Annotated in this window: 18 protein-coding genes and 1 riboswitch; of the genes, 7 read left to right on the forward strand and 11 right to left on the reverse strand. The window is 62.5% G+C overall.

The window, feature by feature from the left end; all coding sequences use genetic code 11:
* Positions 1-62: 62 nt before the first annotated feature.
* From cpdA to ACM6IP_RS16965, 3 genes are all read right to left on the reverse strand, one after another.
* A complete protein-coding gene (cpdA, locus tag ACM6IP_RS16955; RefSeq protein WP_401129686.1) occupies positions 63-878 on the reverse strand; it encodes a 3',5'-cyclic-AMP phosphodiesterase in 816 nt (271 codons plus the stop codon).
* 106 nt (positions 879-984) lie between these two features.
* Positions 985-1437, reverse strand: coding sequence for a DUF1249 domain-containing protein (locus ACM6IP_RS16960; RefSeq protein ID WP_159993402.1), 453 nt, complete (start codon positions 1435-1437; stop codon positions 985-987).
* Positions 1428-2045 carry an NUDIX domain-containing protein gene (locus ACM6IP_RS16965; RefSeq protein WP_095169614.1) on the reverse strand — a complete coding sequence of 206 codons (618 nt, stop codon included), beginning with the start codon at positions 2043-2045 and terminating at the stop codon, positions 1428-1430. Before ACM6IP_RS16965 ends, ACM6IP_RS16960 begins: the two co-directional genes overlap by 10 nt.
* A gap of 226 nt (positions 2046-2271) precedes the next feature.
* On the opposite strand from ACM6IP_RS16965, the gene ACM6IP_RS16970 reads away from it, so the two are divergent.
* Positions 2272-3018, forward strand: a complete 747-nt coding sequence (locus ACM6IP_RS16970; RefSeq protein ID WP_414861919.1) for an RsiV family protein — start codon at positions 2272-2274, stop codon at positions 3016-3018.
* Here ACM6IP_RS16970 and cytX read toward each other — a convergent pair.
* On the reverse strand, positions 2987-4279 hold the full coding sequence (gene cytX / locus ACM6IP_RS16975) for a putative hydroxymethylpyrimidine transporter CytX (RefSeq protein ID WP_414861920.1): 1293 nt from the start codon (positions 4277-4279) through the stop codon (positions 2987-2989). The two genes, ACM6IP_RS16970 and cytX, sit on opposite strands and share 32 nt — an antisense overlap.
* A gap of 140 nt (positions 4280-4419) precedes the next feature.
* Complete coding sequence (gene thiC / locus ACM6IP_RS16980; RefSeq protein WP_095169617.1) at positions 4420-6309, reverse strand: phosphomethylpyrimidine synthase ThiC; 1890 nt, start codon at positions 6307-6309, stop codon at positions 4420-4422.
* A 148-nt stretch (positions 6310-6457) separates the two neighbouring features.
* Positions 6458-6563, reverse strand: a riboswitch (TPP riboswitch).
* 195 nt (positions 6564-6758) lie between these two features.
* Here thiC and ACM6IP_RS16985 point away from each other — a divergent pair.
* On the forward strand, positions 6759-8192 hold the full coding sequence (locus ACM6IP_RS16985) for a TolC family outer membrane protein (RefSeq protein ID WP_320333496.1): 1434 nt from the start codon (positions 6759-6761) through the stop codon (positions 8190-8192).
* Positions 8193-8348: 156 nt separating this feature from the next.
* Here ACM6IP_RS16985 and waaA read toward each other — a convergent pair whose 3' ends face one another.
* Positions 8349-9623, reverse strand: a complete 1275-nt coding sequence (waaA, locus tag ACM6IP_RS16990; protein ID WP_414861921.1) for a lipid IV(A) 3-deoxy-D-manno-octulosonic acid transferase — start codon at positions 9621-9623, stop codon at positions 8349-8351.
* A 23-nt stretch (positions 9624-9646) separates the two neighbouring features.
* On the reverse strand, positions 9647-10537 hold the full coding sequence (locus ACM6IP_RS16995) for a LysR family transcriptional regulator (RefSeq protein WP_095169633.1): 891 nt from the start codon (positions 10535-10537) through the stop codon (positions 9647-9649).
* Positions 10538-10640: 103 nt separating this feature from the next.
* Between ACM6IP_RS16995 and ACM6IP_RS17000 the strand changes: the two genes are divergently transcribed.
* From ACM6IP_RS17000 to ACM6IP_RS17015, 4 genes are all read left to right on the forward strand, one after another.
* Positions 10641-10973, forward strand: a complete 333-nt coding sequence (locus tag ACM6IP_RS17000) for a DMT family transporter (RefSeq protein ID WP_015093202.1) — start codon at positions 10641-10643, stop codon at positions 10971-10973.
* Between the two features lie 76 nt (positions 10974-11049).
* Positions 11050-12225 carry an NAD(P)/FAD-dependent oxidoreductase gene (locus ACM6IP_RS17005; RefSeq protein WP_159993382.1) on the forward strand — a complete coding sequence of 392 codons (1176 nt, stop codon included), beginning with the start codon at positions 11050-11052 and terminating at the stop codon, positions 12223-12225.
* Positions 12222-13034 (forward strand): aldo/keto reductase, encoded by an 813-nt coding sequence (locus tag ACM6IP_RS17010; protein WP_414861922.1) that lies wholly within the window; start codon positions 12222-12224, stop codon positions 13032-13034. Before ACM6IP_RS17005 ends, ACM6IP_RS17010 begins: the two co-directional genes overlap by 4 nt.
* 43 nt (positions 13035-13077) lie before the next feature.
* The gene (locus tag ACM6IP_RS17015) at positions 13078-14043 is read left to right on the forward strand and encodes a metal ABC transporter ATPase (protein ID WP_095169622.1); all 966 of its coding nucleotides are present in this window, start codon (positions 13078-13080) and stop codon (positions 14041-14043) included.
* A gap of 44 nt (positions 14044-14087) precedes the next feature.
* On the opposite strand, the gene hldE is transcribed toward ACM6IP_RS17015, so the two are convergent.
* From hldE to ACM6IP_RS17030, 3 genes are all read right to left on the reverse strand, one after another.
* Positions 14088-15512: a bifunctional D-glycero-beta-D-manno-heptose-7-phosphate kinase/D-glycero-beta-D-manno-heptose 1-phosphate adenylyltransferase HldE gene (hldE, locus tag ACM6IP_RS17020; RefSeq protein ID WP_095169623.1), complete on the reverse strand. Its 1425-nt coding sequence runs from the start codon at positions 15510-15512 to the stop codon at positions 14088-14090.
* Positions 15513-15675: 163 nt separating this feature from the next.
* A complete protein-coding gene (gene msbA / locus ACM6IP_RS17025) occupies positions 15676-17484 on the reverse strand; it encodes a lipid A export permease/ATP-binding protein MsbA (RefSeq protein WP_095169624.1) in 1809 nt (602 codons plus the stop codon).
* A 15-nt stretch (positions 17485-17499) separates the two neighbouring features.
* Positions 17500-18672, reverse strand: a complete 1173-nt coding sequence (locus tag ACM6IP_RS17030; protein WP_414861923.1) for an O-antigen ligase family protein — start codon at positions 18670-18672, stop codon at positions 17500-17502.
* A 109-nt stretch (positions 18673-18781) separates the two neighbouring features.
* Between ACM6IP_RS17030 and ACM6IP_RS17035 the strand changes: the two genes are divergently transcribed.
* Positions 18782-19387 carry a toluene tolerance protein gene (locus tag ACM6IP_RS17035; protein WP_095169626.1) on the forward strand — a complete coding sequence of 202 codons (606 nt, stop codon included), beginning with the start codon at positions 18782-18784 and terminating at the stop codon, positions 19385-19387.
* Here the strand turns inward: ACM6IP_RS17035 and ACM6IP_RS17040 are convergent.
* Positions 19373-20476 (reverse strand): glycosyltransferase, encoded by a 1104-nt coding sequence (locus ACM6IP_RS17040; protein WP_414861924.1) that lies wholly within the window; start codon positions 20474-20476, stop codon positions 19373-19375. The genes ACM6IP_RS17035 and ACM6IP_RS17040 overlap by 15 nt on opposite strands.
* Positions 20477-20504 lie beyond the last annotated feature (28 nt).

Genomic DNA, 20504 nt, shown 5'->3' on the forward strand with positions numbered 1-20504 from the left:
CACATTTGTTTCCTGTGTGGGAGTAATCCCTGCTCGCGATCGCCGTGAAGCGGTGTTTCTGCTCAGTAACCGTCAGAACCGTAATCGACCGTGAAATCGAATCCGATGACCCGCTCCACTCCGGTTTCCAGCCGCCCATCGGGCAACAGGCGCAGCCAGCGGTAGCCTGGCGCCAGGGTATCGACCCGGAAATCTTCGCTGCCGGGTTCGAACTGGATACAGGTCGAAGGCGATGCCAGCAACCGCACGCCGTTGCGCAGTTGGTCGATTTCCTGATGCACATGTCCCCATAACACGGCGCGCACCTGGGGAAAGCGGTCGAGCACGGCAAACAGCGCTTCAGGGTTACGCAAGCCGATAGGCTCCATCCACGGACAGCCAATGGGCACCGGGTGATGATGGAAACACACCAGATGATGACGTTCGGGCGCTTCGCTCAGGGCGCGGGCGAGCAATTGCAGTTGATCGTCCTGCAGGTAGCCCGGCACCGAACCCGGCACGGCGGAATCGAGCAAGGTGATCCGCCAGTTGCCGATGTCCAGCAACGGTTCCAGCAGCGAACTCTGCACGGCCGCCTGGGCCATGACCTGCGGCTCGTCGTGGTTGCCCGGAATCCAGCGGGCAGGCGCGTCGATCTGCTCGCTCAAGCGGCGAAACAGCTGATAGGAGGCCAAGGTGCCGTCCTGGGACAGATCGCCCGTGGCAATCACCAGGTCCACCCGGGGCTGTTGCAACCGCACCAGTTCGATCACCGTCGACAGGCTGTCGCGAGTGTTCATGCCCAGCAGCGTGCGGTCAGCCTCGGCGAACAGATGGCTGTCGGAAAGCTGCACCAGCAGGACCGGGTCGTTGGCGGTCAGAGTCGATACGCTCGGCAAGGTGTTCTCCCAAGGCGCGATCACGCAGGTGGATAAGTGGCGCAATTATGCTGGGGCATGGGTAAAAGAGGAAAGCCGTGAACCGGACACAGTTCACATCTGCCGCTTAACGCACCACTTCGTATTCGTGCCCGCACGCCAGGCAATGGCTCAGCCATTCGCCGAGGAAGACGTTGAGCTGGGACTTTTCGTCAGGCTGGTGCATGAAGGCATTGGGGTAAGGATAGATGCCGCGAAAGCGCCGCGCATGTTCGGCGCTGACCACTTCGGCCATGCGCGCATCGTGATAGACCTGCACCTCCAGCTGCGGCACCGGCAGCCAGGGCAGGCTGTGTTCCTGGCGCACACGCAGGGTGGTGGTGTAGGGACAGGTCAGCAGGACCTCGAGGGTCAGCACCCCGAGCATCTGGTCGCCCTGGGTCATGGCGATGCGCCGCGCCGCCGGCGTATTGCGCATGTCCGGCAGCAGCCGCAGCAAGCGGGCATAGTTGGCCTCGCAGGCGCTTTGCAGCCCCACCAGGTCGACCCGATAGCGGTCGCGCTGTTTGTTTACGACCATAGCCCCCTCACTTCAACGCGGTTCAAAGCCAGCCATTGCAAGGCAATAATGCTCGCCGCGTTGGAAATCCGCCCATCACGCACGGCCTGCAGGGCATCTTCAAAGTCCCAGACCGTGACGCGAATATCTTCTGCTTCCTCCAGCAACCCATGCAGGCCGCCAGCCCCCGTACTGTCACACCGCCCCAGGTACAGGTGCACGTATTCAGTGCTGCCGCCAGGCGACGGGAAATAGTTGAGCATCGGCCACAACGCCGTGAACTCAAGCCCAGCTTCCTCCTGCGCTTCACGGTGAGCAACTTCTTCCGGTTGTTCGTCCTTGTCGATCAGACCGGCGACCAGCTCGATCAACCACGGGTTGTCGGTCTTGCCCAGGGCCCCCACGCGAAATTGTTCGATCAACACCACCCGGTCGTGCTGCGGATCGTAGGGCAGGACGCAGACTGCATCGTGGCGCACGAACAGTTCGCGATTGATTTCCCGGCTCATGCCACCGGCAAACAGCTCATGGCGCAGGTGTACCCGGTCGAGCTGGTAGAAGCCCTTGTGGCAGTTCTCGGTGCGCACGACGTCGACGACAGTCGGGGTGGCATTGGTAAAGTCAGTCATCACAATCCTCGTCTACTGCAGATCCGCTACGAGGCTCCAACCTCGACTTCGCGCCATCCTAACGCGCTCGCCACCTTTGATGCAGCCCCTTTGCAGTTGCCGGGATAGACGGCAGGGGGGCAAACCTACTCTAATTGACACTATTGAGCTTAGTGGCGAACTGACCGCCCCGCTGGCAGTCGAAGCCGGTAACTTTTTGCCTACCCTTGATCCATGAAGGACGCCCATGTCACTTTTGAAAATCGCCTCCGTGGCCTGTATCGCCCTGACCCTTGGCGCCTGCCAAAGCCTGTTCGAGCCTAGCTACAAGGCGCCGCTGGAAACCCTGCGCGACACCGCAGAGACTATCAAGCCCGGCTGCACCGGTGCCGAATGCCCGCTGGTCAACATCGATCTCGTGCGCTTCCCCGGCGAACCGCAACTGGATGGCATCATCGAACGACGCCTGCTGCAAATGACCCCCACCACCGCCGATGCACCACTGCCGGCTTCGCTGGCGGCCTATCGCGAACAGTTCCTGCGCGATGCCGCCCCGCGCAACAGCAGCTACTTGCAGGCCAAAGTACGCGAGCAGCATGACGGACTGGTGATCATCGAGCTGTCCAGCTATCTGGACAACGGCACTGCCACTGGCAAGCCGGGACGCGGCTTCATCAACTACTCGCGCCAGGAGCACAAGGTGCTGACCCTGGCCGACATGCTCAAGCCGGGCGAGGAACAGGCATTCTGGAAAGCCGCCCAGGTAGCGCACAACAGCTGGCTGATCAGCACCCGCCTGGATCAGGAAGCGGAATTCCTCAAGGCCTGGCCGTTCAAGCAAACCCCCAACGTTGCCCTGACCACCGCCGGGGTGATGCTCAAGTACGACGTGAACACCATTGCGCCTTACGCCCTGGGCCACGTCGAGTTGAAGATTCCTTATTCGCGCCTGGGTGGCATCCTCAAGCCCGAGCTATTTCCCGCCCGAAAGTAACGATGCGGCCCAGCACCAGCTGCAACAGCCCTGCCAGGATCAGCGCCGGCAGGGTTGCGCCCAGCTCGGGATAAAGATTGGCCAGCAAGTGATAGGTAACCACCCCGCCCAACCAGGCGCACAGGGCTGACCCGCGCAACGCCGCGCAGGTCGCCTGGGCACCGCGCTTGCGCAGGATGAAGTGATCCACCAGCACCACACCGAACAACGGCGCGAACACCGAGCCGATCAGCAGCAGGAAGTTCTGATACTGGGCCAGTGGCGCCAGCAGCGCGATCAGGGTGCAGATCACACCGATGGCCAGGGCCAGGTGCTCGACCTTGAGCCGTGACAGGGTCGCGCTGGACACCGCCGCCGAGTGAATATCGGCAAAGGCGTTTTCCGACTCGTCGAGCAGGATCAACAGCAGCGGAATCCCCAGGCCGGCACCGGCCAGCGCCAACAGCAAGGCATTCACGTCACCGCTGGGGGCAAACGCCAGGGTGTAGGCCACGCCCAGGCTCATCAGCCAGAAGTTACCGATGAAAAAGCCCAGCGCCGTGCCGCCGAAGACATTTTTCGCGCGCTTGCCGAACCGCGAGTAGTCCGCAATCAGCGGCAGCCAGGACAGGGGCATGGCGATCGCAATGTCGAAGCCCACGGCGAACGGCATCGAACCGTCACCGGCCTGGGCCCACAACGCAGCCAGGTCAGCCTTGGCAAACAGGTTCCAGGTCAGCCAGATGCACGCTGCCAGCAACAGCCAGATGCCCCACTTGCGCAGGATCTGCCGCACGAACGTCAGGGGGCCGCTCACCGCCAGCAGGGTCGCCAGGGCGCCGAAGAACAGGGTCCACATCAGCGGGTTGGCCATCAAGCTGCCCTCGCTGAATCCACGGACGCCCAGCAGGCTGGCGGCATCGCGCATGACGATGATCTCGAACGAGCCCCAACCGATCAACTGCAGCAGGTTGAGCAGCGCCGGCAGGCTTGCGCCCTTGCTGCCCAGAGTCAACTTGAGCGCGGCCATTGACGACAGGCCAGTATCGCTGCCGATCACGCCGACGGCCGCCAGCAGCAGCACGCCGACCAGGGTGCCGAGGAAAATCGCCAGCAACGAACCCGACAGGCCCAGGCCCGGCGCAAGCAAGGCGCCGGTCTGCAGGACCATCAGGCCGATGCCGAGGGAAAACCACAGGGAGAACAGATCACGGCCGCCGAAGACACGTTTGTCGCTCGGCACCGCGATATCGGGTGAATAAGTGCTGGGTTGAATGCTCAAGGGTGTTATCTCAGAGGGACATTTTTTGTTGTGTTGACCGCTATCGCGGGCAAGCCCGCTCCCACATGGACTGCATAAATCCTGTGGGAGCGGGCTTGCCCGCGATGGGGCCCTCTCAGGCCCCGACCCTTCGGGTCAGATCAAACCTTCTTGTACAGCTGGCTGCCTTCCTGCTTGAAGCGCTCGGCCTGTTCGGCCAGGCCTTGGGCGACGTCCACGTCCACCGCTTCGATCCGTTGGTTGGCCGCATACTCGCGGACTTCCTGGGTGATCTTCATCGAGCAGAATTTCGGCCCGCACATCGAGCAGAAATGCGCGACCTTGGCCGAGTCCTTCGGCAGGGTTTCATCGTGGTACGAGCGGGCGGTGTCCGGGTCCAGGCCGAGGTTGAACTGGTCTTCCCAGCGGAACTCGAACCGTGCCTTGCTCAAGGCGTTGTCGCGGATCTGCGCGCCCGGATGGCCCTTCGCAAGGTCGGCGGCGTGGGCGGCGATCTTGTAGGTGATGATCCCGGTCTTCACGTCATCCTTGTTCGGCAGGCCCAGGTGTTCCTTGGGCGTGACGTAGCAGAGCATGGCGCAGCCGAACCAGCCGATCATTGCGGCACCGATGCCCGAGGTGATGTGGTCGTAACCCGGGGCGATGTCGGTGGTCAGCGGGCCGAGGGTGTAGAACGGCGCCTCGTCGCAGCACTCCAGCTGCTTGTCCATGTTCTCCTTGATCAACTGCATCGGCACGTGGCCCGGGCCTTCGATCATGCACTGCACGTCGTGCTTCCAGGCAATCTTGGTCAGCTCGCCGAGGGTTTCCAGCTCACCGAATTGTGCAGCGTCGTTGGCGTCGGCAATCGAGCCCGGACGCAGGCCATCGCCCAGCGAGAAGCTGACGTCGTAGGCCTTCATGATTTCGCAGATGTCTTCGAAATGGGTGTAGAGGAAGTTTTCCTTGTGATGCGCCAGGCACCACTTGGCCATGATCGAACCACCACGGGAAACAATGCCGGTCACGCGCTTGGCGGTCAGCGGCACATAGCGCAGCAACACGCCGGCGTGGATGGTGAAGTAGTCGACGCCCTGCTCGGCCTGCTCGATCAACGTGTCGCGGAACAGCTCCCAGGTCAGGTCTTCGGCGGCGCCGCCGACTTTTTCCAGGGCCTGGTAGATCGGCACGGTGCCGATTGGGACTGGCGAGTTGCGGATGATCCACTCACGGGTTTCGTGAATGTGCTTGCCGGTGGACAGGTCCATGACCGTGTCCGAACCCCAGCGAATGCCCCAGGTCAGTTTCGCCACTTCTTCTTCGATGGACGATCCCAGGGCACTGTTGCCGATGTTGCCGTTGATCTTCACCAGGAAGTTACGGCCGATGATCATCGGTTCCAGTTCGGTGTGGTTGATGTTGGCCGGGATGATCGCGCGACCGCGGGCGATTTCCTCGCGCACGAATTCGGGGGTGATGATTTTCGGCACGCTGGCGCCGAAGCTGTGGCCGGCGTGTTGCTGGTCCAGCAGGCCGGCCGCGCGGGCCACTTCCAGCTTCATGTTTTCGCGGATGGCGACGTATTCCATCTCGGCGGTGATGATGCCTTGGCGCGCGTAGTGCATCTGGCTGACGTTGGCCCCGGCCTTGGCGCGGCGCGGATTGTTGACGTGGGCGAACCGCAGCTTGGTCAGCTCGGCATCGGCCAGGCGTTCCTGGCCGAAGTTGGAACTCAGGCCTGGCAGGCGCTCGGTGTCGCCACGGGCTTCGATCCACGGCGAGCGCACGTCGGCGAGGCCTTTGCGCACGTCGATGATGACGTTCGGGTCGGTATAGGGGCCGGAGGTGTCGTAGACCACGACAGGCGCATTGATTTCACCGCCGAAGTCGGTCGGGGTGACGTCCAGGCTGATTTCGCGCATCGGCACCAGGATGTCCGGGCGCGTGCCCTGGACATAAATCTTTTGCGAGCGGGTAAAGGGCTGCACCGATTGTTGATCGACCTTGGCCGATTCACTCAGGTGGGTCGCATTTTTTAGTTTTGTGGTCATCACGGGCTCTCCAGACAGCATCCAGGCAGTGGATTGTCGGAGCAGAACCTGAAAGGCACGGAGGCACCAGGACTGGTGCTGTGCATCATCTCGCGAAGCGTTCGATTGTCGAACAATATCCCGGACGAAGCACAAGAGGACTCGCCGGGTGACGAGAAATCTTGTTCCCTACGCAGGCGCTAACCTGATCAGGTTCAACGGGATCCGAAATTATTCGATCTCAGCCTCATAGCAAGGCACCCCGACAAGAACCCGGCCAGTCTAGACATAACCACCCAAGAACGCCAACCCCGGATTAAACAGCGTGATGAATGGCGTAATTGCAGGATTGTTGCCCCAGGTCACCACAACTACACTCGCTACGCCATGCCACGCCTTGACGCTGACGGGCCCGCGCCGTAGCTTGGCGCTCTATTTCTTGTCGCATTTTCAATTCTAGGGATCGCCTCATGCTGCGCAAACTCTCACTGGCTCTCGCCGTGTCTTGTGCGTCCAATGGAATGGCCTGGGCAGCAGACACGCCCCTGTCGACCAAGACCGACCTGGTCAGCGTCTACCAGGAGGCAGTCGACAACAACGCCGACCTCGCGGCGGCCCGTGCCCAATACGGCGCGCAAAAGGAAGTCGTGCCCCAGTCGCGCGCCGGCCTGCTGCCGAACCTCTCCGGTGGTGCGGAAATCGCCAATGTGCGTACCGACATCGACTCCCCGGCGGCCATTGCCAACCGCAACGCGCATTTCTACCAGGCAACCCTGGCCCAGCCGTTGTTTCGCGCCGACCGCTGGTTCCAGTTCCAGGCCGCCAAGGATGTCAACGAACAAGCCGCGTTGCAGCTCTCGGCCACCGAGCAGGACCTGATCCTGCAGACCGCCCAGACCTACTTCAACGTGCTGCGCACCCAGGACAACCTGGCCTCGACCAAAGCCGAAGAAGCCGCCTTCAAGCGCCAGTTGGACCAGTCCAACGAGCGCTTCGACGTCGGCCTCTCGGACAAGACCGACGTGCTGCAGTCGCAAGCCAGCTATGACACTGCCCGGGCCAACCGGATACTCGCCCAGCAACAGGTGGATGACGCGTTCGAGGCCCTGATCACCCTGACCAACCGGCAGTACAACTCGATCCAGGGCATCGTCCACACCTTGCCGATCCTGCCGCCGGCGCCCAATGACGCCAAGGCCTGGGTCGACACCGCCGCCCAGCAGAACCTCAACCTGCTGGCCAGCAACTACGCGGTCAGCGCGGCCGAAGAGACCCTCAAGCAACGCAAGGCCGGGCACGCCCCGACCGTCGATGCCGTGGCGCAGTACAAGAAGGGTGACAACGACGCCTTCGGCTTCAGCAACCCTAGTGCCTTTGGCCAGCCCTACAGTGGTGACGTGACCCAGACCACCGTCGGCTTGCAGCTGAACATTCCGATCTACAGCGGCGGCCTGATCAACTCCCAGGTCCGCGAGTCGTATGCACGCCTGGACCAGAGCGAGCAACAACGTGAATCGCTGCGCCGCCAGGTGGTGGAGAACACCCGCAACCTGCACCGCGCGGTGAACAGCGATGTCGAGCAGGTGCAAGCGCGCCGCCAGTCGATCATCTCCAACCAGAGCGCGGTGGAGGCCACTGAAATCGGTTATCAGGTGGGGACCCGCAATATCGTCGACGTGCTCGACGCCCAGCGCCAGCTGTACACCTCGGTGCGCAACTACAACAACAGCCGCTACGACTACATCCTCGACAACCTGCGCCTGAAACAGGCGGCCGGCACCCTGAGCCCGGGCGACCTGCAAGACCTCAAGCGCTACCTCAAGGCCGACTACAACCCGGACAAGGACTTCCTGCCACCGGACCTGGCCAAGGCTGCGGCCGAGCAGTTGAAAGCCCGACCTTGAGCTGACACTCAAACCCTTGTGGGAGCGAGCGCCCGCTTGCGGCTTGCTCGCGATGGCGGCGGCACATCCGACATCAATGTGACTGAGCAGCCGCCATCGCGGGCAAGCGGAGCGCCGCCCGGCCCGCTCCCACAAGGCGCTCGGTGTATTCAGGACCTATCTGAGCAACCGCCCCAACCCATCCAGCAACCGCTGCAACGCGCCCTGGTTGGCGCGCATCACGGTCAATCCCGCCTCAGCCATTTGCTGCGCATCGCGTGGCAGTTCGAACAGGCGCTGCACCGCCACCGCCAGCCCATGGGCGTCCTCCACCTCTTGCAGGGCCTTGGCATTGCGCATCAACGCCGCGATCTCGAGGAAGTTGAACAGGTGCGGGCCACTGAGAACCGGCTTGGCCAATGCCGCCGGCTCCAACAGGTTATGCCCGCCGTTCGGCACCAGGCTGCCGCCGACAAACGCACTGTCCGCCAAGGCATAGAGAAACAGCAGTTCGCCCATGGTGTCGCCGAGCAGCACCGCGGTATCGGCGTTGACCGGCGCGCCGCTGGAGCGCCGGACCGTGTTGAAACCCTGCTGCTGGCACAGCTCGAACACCGAGTTGAAGCGCTCCGGGTGACGCGGCACCAGAATCAGCAACGCGTCCGGGTGGCTGGCGAGCAACTGCCGATGAGCCGCCAGCACTACCTCGTCCTCACCCTCATGGGTGCTCGCGGCGATCCACACCGGTCGCTGGCTCGCCTGCCATTGCTCACGCAGATCGCTGGCGCGTTGCAGCAAGGTCGGGTCGATGCTCAGGTCGAACTTGATCGAACCCGTTACCTCGACCGTTTCCGCCCGCGCCCCTAGCGCCCGGAAGCGCTCGGCTTCGGCATTGGTCTGCACAGCGAACAGGCTCATTTCGGCGAGCATCGGCTGCGTCAGTTGGCGAAAACGCCCGTAGCCCTTGGCCGAGCGTTCGGAGAGCCGGGCGTTGGCCAGCGCCACGGGAATCGCGCGCTTGGCGCATTGGTGAATATGGTTGGGCCACAACTCGGTTTCCATGATCACCGCCAGCTTGGGCTGGACCCGGTCGAGAAAACGCGCGGCGGCACAAGGCAAGTCGTACGGCAGGTAGCAGTGCTGGATCCGCGGTTGATTGGCGAACAACGCCTGGATTCGCTCCGAGCCGGTCGGCGTCATGCAGGTGACGGTAATCGGCAGCTGTGGATAACGCTCCAGCAGCGCACGAATCATCGGCGCCGCGGCGATGCTCTCGCCCACCGACACCGCGTGCACCCAGATCCCGCCGGGCGCCATCGGTGGCAGGCCGATGGAAAATCGCTCGCCGATACGCTTGGCGTACGCCGGCGCCTTGCGCGAGCGCAGCCACAGTCGAATCGCCACCAATGGCAGCCCCAGGTAAAACAATGCGGTATAGAGGGTTCTGTTCATGGGGCCGGAGTTTATCGACTTTTTCAGCCAATCGCCTGCAACTGCACGGCAAAACGTTCGGCCAGCCACCGCGCCGCCGGCCCCAGCGTCTCATCGCGGCGCCAGACCAGCTCCACCACCAGCGCCGGCGGCGTCCACTCGCTGAGCAGTTCGACCATCTGCCCCTGATACGCGGGGTACTGCACCACGTGCCGGGGCAACCAACCCCAGCCCAGGCCACGCATCAGCCATTCCGCCAGCACGTAGAAGCTGTCGGCGCGCCAGACCTGCGGACTGGCCTGTTCACTGCCGGGGTAGACGCTGGAATGGGTGGCCATCAACAGTTGCCGGTGCTGGGCCATTTGCTGGCAATTGACCTGGCCACCCGCTGCCAGCGGATGCCCCACGCCACACACGGTGACCATCTCGACACTGCCCAGCACCCGCCGCTCCAGCGCTTCAGGGATCTGCTCGTGATAAAACAGCAGGCCCAGGTCGGCCTGGCGCTGGACCAGCTTGCGCGCGACATCGCCCTGGGCGGCACTGGCCAGTTGCACCTCCAGGCTGGGGAATTGCTCAGCCAGCGCCTCCAGGCTGTCGAGCACCGGCTGATAGGGCATCGCCTCGTCCTGGGCCAGGCGCAGGCGCGCCTCCTGGCCACGCATCAAGGCCTGCGCCCGGCCATTGAGGCGCTCGCACTGGCGCAACACTTCCCGCGCCTCTTCCAGCAAGGCGCTGCCGGCCTCGGTCAGCCGTGGCTGGCGGCCGCTGCTACGCTCGAACAGGCTGACACCCAGGTCCGCCTCCAGCAGTGCAATCGAACTGCTGACCGCCGACTGCGCCTTGCGCTGGTCGCGGGCCACGGCAGAAAACGAGCGCTGCTCGGCGACGCTGACGAACAACTGCATCTGTTCCAGGTTCCACTGAATACTCATGCTGTAACCCATCTTCAAATCAGATAGGTAATGACTTTACCGCATCTAAGGAATCACTAGAATGCCGACCTCAGAAAGCAACACTTCATACGAGGATTGACCCATGACCGCTTACTACTACCTGGCCATCGCCATCTGTGCCGAAGTGATTGCCACTGTTTCGATGAAAGCGGTCAAAGGTTTCAGCACGCCCCTGCCACTGGTGCTGGTGATCGTCGGCTATGGCATCGCCTTCTGGATGTTGACCCTGGTGGTGCGCAGCGTTCCCGTCGGCGTGGCGTATGCAGTGTGGGCCGGCATGGGCATCGTGATGGTCAGCGTCGCCGCGCTGTTCATCTATGGGCAGAAGCTCGATGTTCCGGCCATGCTGGGCATGGCGCTGATCGTGCTAGGGGTGGTAGTGATCCAGCTGTTCTCGAAAACCGCCGGGCACTGACCCACGGCAGCCGCTACATAGCGCTCGGCATGAATCTGTATACTGCGCCCCTAGTCTTGAACACTGAGGTCGCCGCATGCCATCCGTTATTTCCACCGACGTACTGATTGTCGGCGCTGGGGTTGCCGGGCTCTGGCTGAATGCACGCCTGCGCCGCCAGGGGTTTGCCACCGTGCTGGTGGAGAGCGCCAGCCTCGGCGGTGGGCAGAGTGTCAAATCCCAGGGAATCATCCATGGCGGCGCCAAGTACGCGCTGCATGGCGCCCTGACAGGCGCCTCAGAAGCCATCGCCGACATGCCGCGGCGCTGGCGCGAGGCCCTGGCCGGTGACGGCGAGCTGGACCTGTCCGGCGTGCGCCTGCTCTCCGAAGCCCATTACCTGTGGTCCCCCGGCACCCTGGCCGGCAACCTCACGAGTTTCTTCGCCAGCAAGGCCGTGCGTGGACGGGTCGACCAGGTCAAGGGCGAGCAATTGCCGCCAGCCCTGCAAGACAAACGCTTCAAGGGCAAGGTCTATCGCCTGGCCGAGTTGGTTGTCGATGTCCCCAGCCTGATCAGCCGCCTGGCGCAACTGGCCGGTGATGGCCTGCTGGCTGCACAGCAGATCGAACCGTTGCTGGAAGACGGTCAGTTGGTCGGCCTGCGGGTCGACGAGCGGGAGATCCGCGCGCAACGCATCGTCCTCAGCGCCGGCGCCGGCAATGCCGACCTGCTCGCCGCCCTGGGCCTCAGCCAGCCGGCCATGCAATGCCGGCCGCTGCACATGATCCTGGTCAAGGGCCCGAGCCTCAAGCCGCTGTACGCCCATTGCCTGGGCGGTGGGCCAAAACCGCGCATCACCGTCACCACCCATCCGGCGGCCGATGGCCAATGGGTCTGGTACCTGGGCGGTGATATTGCGGAAGCCGAAGGTGTAGCACGCGAACCCGCTGCGCAAATCGCCGCCGCGCAAAAAGAACTCGGGCAACTGCTGCCCTGGATCGACCTCAGCCAGGCGCAGTGGGCAACCTTGCGCGTCGATCGCGCCGAGCCGCAGCAGTCGGGCCTGAGCCGTCCCGACAACGCCTTCCTCGCCGAGCAGGACCGCCTGCTGGTGGGCTGGCCAACCAAGCTGGCACTGGCCCCGGACTTTGCTGACCGGGTGCTCGCTGCCCTGCAGCGCGACGGCATCCAGCCGAGCCACCCGGCGCCCTTGCCCGACCTGCCGAAACCACCCATGGCGGTACCGGCCTGGGAGCAACTGCTGCCATGAGCCAGGTCACTCTGCACGACTTGCACCGCCCGCTGGGCAGCACCGGCCTGCGGGTTTCGCCTCTGGGCCTGGGTACCGTCAAGCTGGGTCGCGATCAAGGGGTGAAGTACCCCAACGGTTTCCAGATCCCCGACGACGACGAAGCGCGCATGCTGCTCAAGCTGACTCGCGACCTGGGCATTAACCTGATCGACACCGCCCCCGCCTATGGCCGCAGCGAAGAACGCCTCGGCCCGCTGCTGCGTGGCCAGCGCGAAGACTGGGTGATTGTCAGCAAGGTCGGTGAAGAGTTCGCCGACGGCCAGTCGCGCCACGATTTCAGCGCCGCCCATACCCGCTTCTCGATCGAGCGCAGCCTGCAACGTCTGGAAACGGATTTTATTGACCTGGTGCTGGTGCACTCGGACGGCAACGACCTGGCGATCCTCAACGACAGTGAGGTCTACCAGACCCTCGCCGCGCTCAAGGCCGAGGGCAAGATTCGCGGTTTCGGCTTCTCCGGAAAAACCGTCGAAGGCGGCCTGAAGGCTCTGGAACAGGGCGATTGCGCCATGGTCACCTACAATCTCAACGAACAGGCCGAGCGGCCGGTGATCGACTACGCTGCTGCACACGGCAAAGCGATCCTGGTCAAAAAAGCCCTGGCCAGCGGTCACGTGTGCCTGAGTCCGGGGGTGGACCCGGTACGTGCCAGCTTCGAGTTGTTGTTTGCCCAACCCGGGGTTGCCAGTGCTATTGTCGGGACCATCAATCCGCTGCACCTCGCCCACAATGTGGCGACCGTTGCTCAAGTCCTAGCCAGTCGTTGAACCGCCGCCGAGGCGGCCGACCCCGACGCAAGAAGGAGCCGACATGCCGCGCACGCTCATAAGAAAGAACCCCAGCAACTTCAAGACCCTGCCGTTATACGTCGAAGCGACTCCCGAAGGCCTGAGCTACCAGAGCGTCGGGATGCCGCTCAACTTCTCCCAGACCCTGCAACGTCGACGCCCGGTCACGGTGGCCAATGCCGAACACTTTGCCCTGGAGCTGGCCAACCTCGGCGTGTCAGTGCGCCTGACCCTGCATTGGCAGAATCGCGACTATTGGGTGTTGGTGCGCCAACGCCGCCAGGACCGTGGCGATGTGGTGCTCAAGCTGATTTCCGGTTACGTTCCGGCCCACGAGCTGAATCTGCCGCTGCACACGGCGATTCAGGAGATCGCCGAAGAATGCCTGCTGGAAACCCCGGAAGGCTGGCTCGGCGGTCGGTTCAACGACACCTGGCTGCCAGCGCCCTATGCCACCGCCCTGCATTACCGCGAAGCCATGCCGTTTCGCCTGACCCCGGAGTCGGGCGCGGCACGCCCGGTGCGCTGCGCCAACCTGCAATTGATTGAGCGCCCACGGGCCTACGTGCACCTGCCCACGGCGTCGCTGCAACTGATTTACGATTTGCGCCTGGATGTGCCCAAGGAAGCCAAGTCCCTGAGCCTGTTCCATGTCGACGAGCGCCTGGAAGGCGATCAACTGGTCGCCCGCCTGGATCGCAAGCGCCCGGACCTGTACCTGATGCCCCTCAAGGATGGTCAGCCGCTGCCCGAGCTCTACACCCTGAAAAAGGATCAGTTGTACCCGGCGAGCACGCGCGGTCTGTACCTGGCCGAGAGTTTTGCCCGGCAGGAAGGCTGGCTGGTACGCGATGAACGAATCAAATGGAAGGACTGGCTCAAGCAACAAGGCTTGAGCCAGCCAGGCAAGCCGTCAGGCTTGAGCCGCCTGACCGGCAAGGCCAGGCAACTGCTGAAGAAAATCGTGCCGCGCAAGGCGACCCGATAAACGCGGGCGGTGGCGAGGGAGCAAGCCCTCGCACCGGTTCAGCCTTACTCGGTCTTGCGGATCTTCTCGACGATAGCGGTCGTCGAGCTGTTTTCCACCAGCCCCAACACCTTCACCGTGCCGCCATAGGCGCTGACGATATCGGCGCCGACGACCTGGTCGATCCCGTAGTCGCCACCCTTGACCAGCACGTCCGGCTTGACTTGGGTCAGCAGGTTTTCCGGGGTGCCTTCAGGGAAGCTGATCACCCAGTCCACCGCGCCCAGGCCCGCCAGTACGGCCATCCGCCGATCAACGCTGTTGATCGGTCGGCCAGGGCCTTTCAAGCGGCTCACCGAAGCGTCGTCGTTGACCGCGACGATCAAGCGATCGCCCTGGGCCCGCGCCTGCTCCAGGTAGGTCACGTGACCCGCATGGAGAATATCGAAGCAACCGTTGGTAAAGACGATCGACTCGTTGTGCGCACGCGCATCGTCGACGGCCAGCAACAGTTGCTCGAGCCCCAGTACGCCGCGCTCCGAGCCTTCTTCACGCTGAATCGCCCGACGCAATTCCGGAGCACTGATGGCCGCCGTACCCAGCTTGCCGACCACAATGCCCGCCGCCAGGTTGGCCAGTGCCACTGCGTGGGGCAGTTCTTCGCCAGCCGCGATCGCCGCCGCCAAGGTCGAAATCACCGTATCGCCGGCACCCGTCACGTCGAATACCTCGCGGGCACGCGCCGGTAGGTGCAGCGCCGGATGATCGGGACGCAACAAGGTCATGCCGTGCTCGCCACGGGTCACCAGCAACGCGCCGAGATCCAGGTCGTGCATCAGCTTGGCACCCTTGCTCACCAGGTCGTGCTCATCGACGCAACCGCCGACGATGGTTTCGAACTCGCTGAGGTTAGGGGTGATCAGGCTGGCGCCGCGATAGATCGAGAAGTCCTTGCCCTTGGGGTCGGCCAGCACCGGAATGCCACGGGCACGAGCCGCCTGGATCAGCACCTGGTGGTTCTTCAAGGCGCCCTTACCGTAGTCGGACAGCACCAGCACCTTGATGCCTTCGAGCAAATTATCGACCTCGGCGCCGAGCGCCAGGGCGTCGGTGGCGAAGGGTTCTTCGAAATCGATACGCAGCAGTTGCTGGTGACGACTCATGACCCGTAGCTTGACGATGGTCGGCTGGTGGGCGATGCGCTGGAACAACGCCCGCACGCCAGCGCCCTTGAGGCTGTTGGTCAGGCTGTCAGCAGCTTCGTCGTCACCGGTCACGCCGACCAGGGACGCTGGCGCGCCGAGCGCAGCAATGTTCAACGCAACGTTAGCGGCACCGCCCGGGCGGTCTTCGATTTGCTCGACCTTGACCACCGGCACCGGTGCCTCAGGAGAAATCCGTGAGGTACCACCATGCCAATAACGGTCGAGCATGACATCGCCGACCACCAAGACAGGGGCTTGATCGAATCGCGGCATGGACAACTTCATGGTGCAACCCACATACAAAATGAACAGGGGCGCGATATTAGCACAGGGTGAACGCTGGCTAGTTCGAGAGCTTCATCGGCTGTGATGCAGACTGTGAAATTGTTTATTTTTTAAACAATTCAGACAAATAGAGGGGTGAGCCAGGCTCACCCCGCTGTCGTTATCAGGCAATACCGGCCGGAGTCGGCTCATCCAGACCCATGGCGTGCAGGCGCGAATAGTACCCGCCCTGGGCTAGCAACTGGGTGTGGGTACCGCGTTCAACGATTTCGCCGTGATCCATGACCAGGATCAGGTCGGCTTTCTCGATGGTCGACAACCGGTGGGCAATCACCAGAGTGGTGCGGCCCTTCATGACTTTATCCAGGGCTGCCTGAATATGGCGCTCGGACTCGGTATCGAGGGCGGAAGTCGCCTCATCGAGGATCAGCAATGGCGCGTTCTTCAACAGGGCGCGGGCAATGGCCAGGCGCTGGCGCTGGCCACCTGACAGCAGCACGCCGTTTTCCCCGACCTCAGTGTCCAGGCCCTGCGGCAACTGGGAAATGAAGTCCATGGCATAGGCGTCTTCAGCGGCCTTCTCGATGTCCTCGCGAGGCGCGCCGGCCAGGTCGCCATAGGCAATGTTGTTGGCGACCGTATCGTTGAACAAGGTCACATGCTGAGTGACCTGGGACACGTGCTTGCGCAGGTTACGCAGGCGATAGTCTTCGATCTCGACCTCATCGAGCAGGATCTTGCCGCTTTCGTGATGGTAGAAACGTGGAATCAGGCTAGCCAGTGTCGATTTGCCGCTGCCCGAACGCCCCACCAGCGCGATCATCTGCCCGGGGGCTGCGCTGAAGCTGATGTTTTTCAATACTTCCCGATCGGTACCCGGGTAGGTGAAGCTCAGGTTGTGCACATCCAGGCGACCGCTGATGCGCTCGCGCTCGACTGTGCCGCTGTCGACTTCCGGCTCGACGTCCAGTTGCTCGAAGATGCTTTCAGCACCGGCGACACCCTTCTGGATGGTCGAGCTGACTTCAGACAGCTGGCGGATTGGCTTGGGCAACAAACCGGCAGCGGTGATGTAGGCCACCAGATCACCGGCGGTGGCATCACCGCGCAGGAACAGCACCAGGAACATCAGCGAGGCCATGGCGGTATAGATCACCAACTGCAGCGCCGGGGTGTAGATGGCGCTGGTGCGGGTCATGCGCAGCTGCTTGTCAGTATTGCTTTGGCTGGCCCGGGCAAAACGCTGCTCTTCGTAGCTTTCGCCACCGAAGCTGCGGACCACGCGATAGCCTTGAATGGTTTCGGAAGCGACATGGGTCACGTCCCCCATGGCCACCTGGATTTTTTTGCTCTGCTTGCGGAATTTCTTGCTGGTGTTGCCGACCATGAAGGAAATGATCGGCAGGATCGCCAGCATCACCAGGGTCAGTTTCCAGTTCATCCACAACAGGTAGGCAAACAGGAAAATCACTGTCAGGCCTTCACGAATCACCACCTTGATGGCGTCGGTCGCCGCCCCGGTGACCATGGTCACGTTGAAGGTAATGCGGGAAATCAGATGCCCGGAGTTATGGGTATCAAAATAGCGGTTAGGCAATACCAGCAGCTTGTTGAACAGCTCCACCCGCAGGTCATGCACCAGGCCCAGGGAAACCTTGGCCAGGTAGTAGTTACTCAGGAACGAACCCAGTCCCTGCCACGCCGCGATCAGAATGATCAGCAGGGGCACGGCCACCAGCAACTGCAGGTCCTGGAGGAACGGCACATTGGGGAAGAGCACGGCTTCGGGGTTGCTCAAGCCATCGACGAAGTACTTGAGAATCCCGGCCAGCATCGGTTGAGTGGAGGCAAATATCACAAAGCCCAGGATACTCAACAGGAAAATGCCTACGTAGGGTTTTACATACCCCAGCAGTCGAAAATAGATTTTCAGGCTTGAATCCTGTTCCGCATTGGGCGGTGCTGCACTCATCGTAGAGCTCACTTCTTAGGTAGAACGCGGAATTTTATCACAGGCTTGGAACTTGGCCTGTGTCCATACCAAAACGCTGGCCAGGCCCACCGGCAACCAACTGATGAACCACTCGGCACGCGGCGAACCACTGATGCTCGCCGCATCGAATTGCATGGCCAGGAACGAGAACATCCAGATCCCGATGATGCCACGGCCGTACACCGTATCACGTGCCCGCCACGCCTCGCGCAGCACGGCAAACCAGACCACACACCAGAGCAGCAGCCCGGGCAGCCCCAATTCGATGGTGATATGGGTAAACAGGTTGTGGGCGTGATCGAACTCATGGCCTTCGGTAAACACCGAGTAGGCCGAACCCAAGCCCAGGCCACGCCACGGGTGCTGGGCAATCATGTCCAGGCTGGCCATCAGGATTTGCGGGCGGAATGAGGCGCCCCGGGCCATCACCAAAGGCTCCAGCAGCCAGAATGCGAACATCGCCATCGTCAGTGCGCCGACGGCGATCAGACGGCTGTGGCGGTCGCGACTCCAGATCGGCATGCTGACGAACGTCAGCAACAGCGCCAGTGCCGCGCCCCGGCTCTGGGACAGCACGACAAACCCGCACAGGAATGCCAGCGCCACCACCCAGACCGCCTGTTTCCAGCGCTCCTGCGGGATCCAGTGCGCCAGCCAGACAGCTGCCAGGCCCAGCACATAACCACCCAGGATCGGATGAGCCAACTGGCCCAGGCCAACCAGGCGCGCGGTCCACAGGTTATCGTCGACCAGGTAGAACTTGATGGCCGCCAGCACCGCCGTCAAGGCCAGCCCCAGGCCGCCCCACTGCATGATGCGAATCACCCGCTCGGGGCGGGTATTGGCAAGTACCGGGAAAAACAGCAGGAAGACGATGACGTACAGCGCGCGCTTGGCCCCGCGCGAAGGTTCGGGATCCTGGGTCCAGAGCAGGGTCAGCAACGCCCAGGCTCCCAGCGCCAGGACCGCCAGGCACAGCACCCGCTGCGCTTGCCACAACTCAGCCAGTCGAGCCCATGCCGACCAGGCCAGAAACAGGGTCGGCAACCAGAGAAACGCGACCAACCCTTGCTGGTAAATCTTGTTGGTTGGAGCGAACGCGATAGCGAGCAAAAACCATAGAAGACCTGTCGCCATCCAAACCTGCGCCCAACGCGTTTCCTGCATCTACCCGCTCCCGCTGAAAAATCCAAGTGCCAACACGGCATGGTTAAAACAACAACTTTTCGGCATCATTGATCGCACATACGCCCCATTTTTCTACAAGGCTTCCTACATGCAATGCTTCCGGCTTCCACACGCCGCTTTAACTCAAATGGTTGAAGGCGCCAGAGTACTAGAAGCCGACAGCTTCGGCCCGAAAGTATTCCTTTTGCCGGACGGCAACATTCTCAAGCTGTTCCGGCGCAAGCGACTGCTCTCGTCGGCCCTGTTTCGCCCGTACTCGAAACGCTTTATCGAGAACGCCGCCCAGCTCGAAAAACTCGGCATCCCGACCCTGCAGACGCTGAAATTCCATCAACTGGAAACGCCCGGCATGACGGCAGTCCTCTACCGCCCCTTGCCTGGCGAAACCTTGCGCCAGATTGCAGCCAAGGCAGGCTTCGACTGGCAACAGGCATTACCCGCATTGACCCTGTTCATTCGCCAGTTGCACAGCGCTGGGGTCTACTTCCGCTCGCTGCACCTGGGCAACATCGTGGTGACGCCCGACAATCAGTATGGCCTGATTGATGTCGCCGACATGCGCTTCACCCGCGGGCCGCTGCCACCGCATCTAGTCAAGCGCAACCTGCAACACTTCGCGCGCTATATTGAGCGCGAGAAGCTGAACGAGAGCTTTCCAATGCACACTCTCGAGCAATCCCTACTGCCGGCATGACAACAGGGTCCGGGCTGCCTGGCTGAATTCCAGCCACCCGCGGTCCGGGCACAGTACCGCCGATTGAGCCTGGGCAATCTGCTCGGGAGCGACGCTGAACGTCTTGATCAGCGCCTCGCTCCAGGCTTGAGTGTCTTCTGTCGCGGCGTACCACCCCGCCTCTGCCAACTGCTCGCGGAACACCGCAAGCTCGCTGCTCAATACCGGCACACCGGCCAGTACCGCCTCCTGCAGAATCAGGCCCAGGCCTTCTTCCAGCGACGGGATCGCCACCCAGTCGAATGCTCGGTACAGCCTTGCCACATCGTCCAGGTGCCCAGGCAGCGAGACATTCCCCTGCAGGCCGAGCTGGTTGATCCGCTCCTGCAGGGCGGCGCGTGCATGACCTTCACCGACAATCACCAGGTGCAGGCGCGGACGCTCGATCAGCGCCATGGCAAACGCCTCAATCAAGCAGGCAAATCCCTTGTTACCCACCAGACGCCCCACTGCGCCCACCACCGGAGTGTCATCGGTGGGCAGGTGCAGACGGGTTCGGGCCTGTTCGCGAGACAGCAGGCGGGAGCGAAAGTCGACAGGGTCAAGCGCACTGCGCAACGTGACGACCGGCAAATGCAGAGCGCTGGCCAATGACTCAGCGAGAGTTTGGGAAACCGCCGCCAGGGTCAACCGGGAGGAATCGAACCCCGCCAACAACTGACGATCGGCGGCCCTGATCCGGGTTTCCCCGTGAAACAGCACCACCGCACGCAGCGACGGCAGTTTTTCCAGGACCGGCAACAAGGCGCGAGCAGTGCCCAAGCCATCGAGCAACACCACTTGTGTATCCGTGTCCTTGAGGGCGCGGTGGAAGTGCGCGCGCATCCTGCTCTGCAGCAGTTTCCAGACGTGTTTGCCCTTGAGCCGGCTGGAGGACAAGTGCCATTCCCGGGTTTGCCCGATATCGGCGGCACAGCCTTGCTTATCGCCGCACAGCAGCCAGGTATTGACCGTGATGATCGGATCCACCTGGCTCAGAATCTGCCGATGAACCTTGTGGATGGAGGCAAAGGCTGAGCCACCGGACCACATGACATTGAGGATACTCATCGAGCGGGGCACCCTTTTCCACATCGGC

Origin of the sequence: Pseudomonas sp. IT-P176, assembly GCF_949767245.1 — a bacterium.
Taxonomy (GTDB): domain Bacteria; phylum Pseudomonadota; class Gammaproteobacteria; order Pseudomonadales; family Pseudomonadaceae; genus Aquipseudomonas.

Excerpts from the sequence above, each read along its gene's own strand:
- ACM6IP_RS16960 (WP_159993402.1), bottom strand. The coding sequence starts at position 1,437 with ATGGTCGTAAACAAACAGCGCGACCGCTATCGGGTCGACCTGGTGGGG.
- thiC (WP_095169617.1), bottom strand. The coding sequence starts at position 6,309 with ATGACCACAAAACTAAAAAATGCGACCCACCTGAGTGAATCGGCCAAG.
- ACM6IP_RS17035 (WP_095169626.1), top strand. The coding sequence starts at position 18,782 with ATGCAATGCTTCCGGCTTCCACACGCCGCTTTAACTCAAATGGTTGAA.
- hldE (WP_095169623.1), bottom strand. The coding sequence starts at position 15,512 with ATGAAGTTGTCCATGCCGCGATTCGATCAAGCCCCTGTCTTGGTGGTC.
- ACM6IP_RS16965 (WP_095169614.1), bottom strand. The coding sequence starts at position 2,045 with ATGACTGACTTTACCAATGCCACCCCGACTGTCGTCGACGTCGTGCGC.
- ACM6IP_RS17015 (WP_095169622.1), top strand. The coding sequence starts at position 13,078 with ATGCCGCGCACGCTCATAAGAAAGAACCCCAGCAACTTCAAGACCCTG.
- ACM6IP_RS16985 (WP_320333496.1), top strand. The coding sequence starts at position 6,759 with ATGCTGCGCAAACTCTCACTGGCTCTCGCCGTGTCTTGTGCGTCCAAT.
- ACM6IP_RS17000 (WP_015093202.1), top strand. The coding sequence starts at position 10,641 with ATGACCGCTTACTACTACCTGGCCATCGCCATCTGTGCCGAAGTGATT.
- ACM6IP_RS16995 (WP_095169633.1), bottom strand. The coding sequence starts at position 10,537 with ATGAGTATTCAGTGGAACCTGGAACAGATGCAGTTGTTCGTCAGCGTC.
- waaA (WP_414861921.1), bottom strand. The coding sequence starts at position 9,623 with ATGAACAGAACCCTCTATACCGCATTGTTTTACCTGGGGCTGCCATTG.
- ACM6IP_RS17010 (WP_414861922.1), top strand. The coding sequence starts at position 12,222 with ATGAGCCAGGTCACTCTGCACGACTTGCACCGCCCGCTGGGCAGCACC.
- ACM6IP_RS17005 (WP_159993382.1), top strand. The coding sequence starts at position 11,050 with ATGCCATCCGTTATTTCCACCGACGTACTGATTGTCGGCGCTGGGGTT.
- msbA (WP_095169624.1), bottom strand. The coding sequence starts at position 17,484 with ATGAGTGCAGCACCGCCCAATGCGGAACAGGATTCAAGCCTGAAAATC.
- ACM6IP_RS17040 (WP_414861924.1), bottom strand. The coding sequence starts at position 20,476 with ATGAGTATCCTCAATGTCATGTGGTCCGGTGGCTCAGCCTTTGCCTCC.
- ACM6IP_RS16970 (WP_414861919.1), top strand. The coding sequence starts at position 2,272 with ATGTCACTTTTGAAAATCGCCTCCGTGGCCTGTATCGCCCTGACCCTT.
- ACM6IP_RS17030 (WP_414861923.1), bottom strand. The coding sequence starts at position 18,672 with ATGCAGGAAACGCGTTGGGCGCAGGTTTGGATGGCGACAGGTCTTCTA.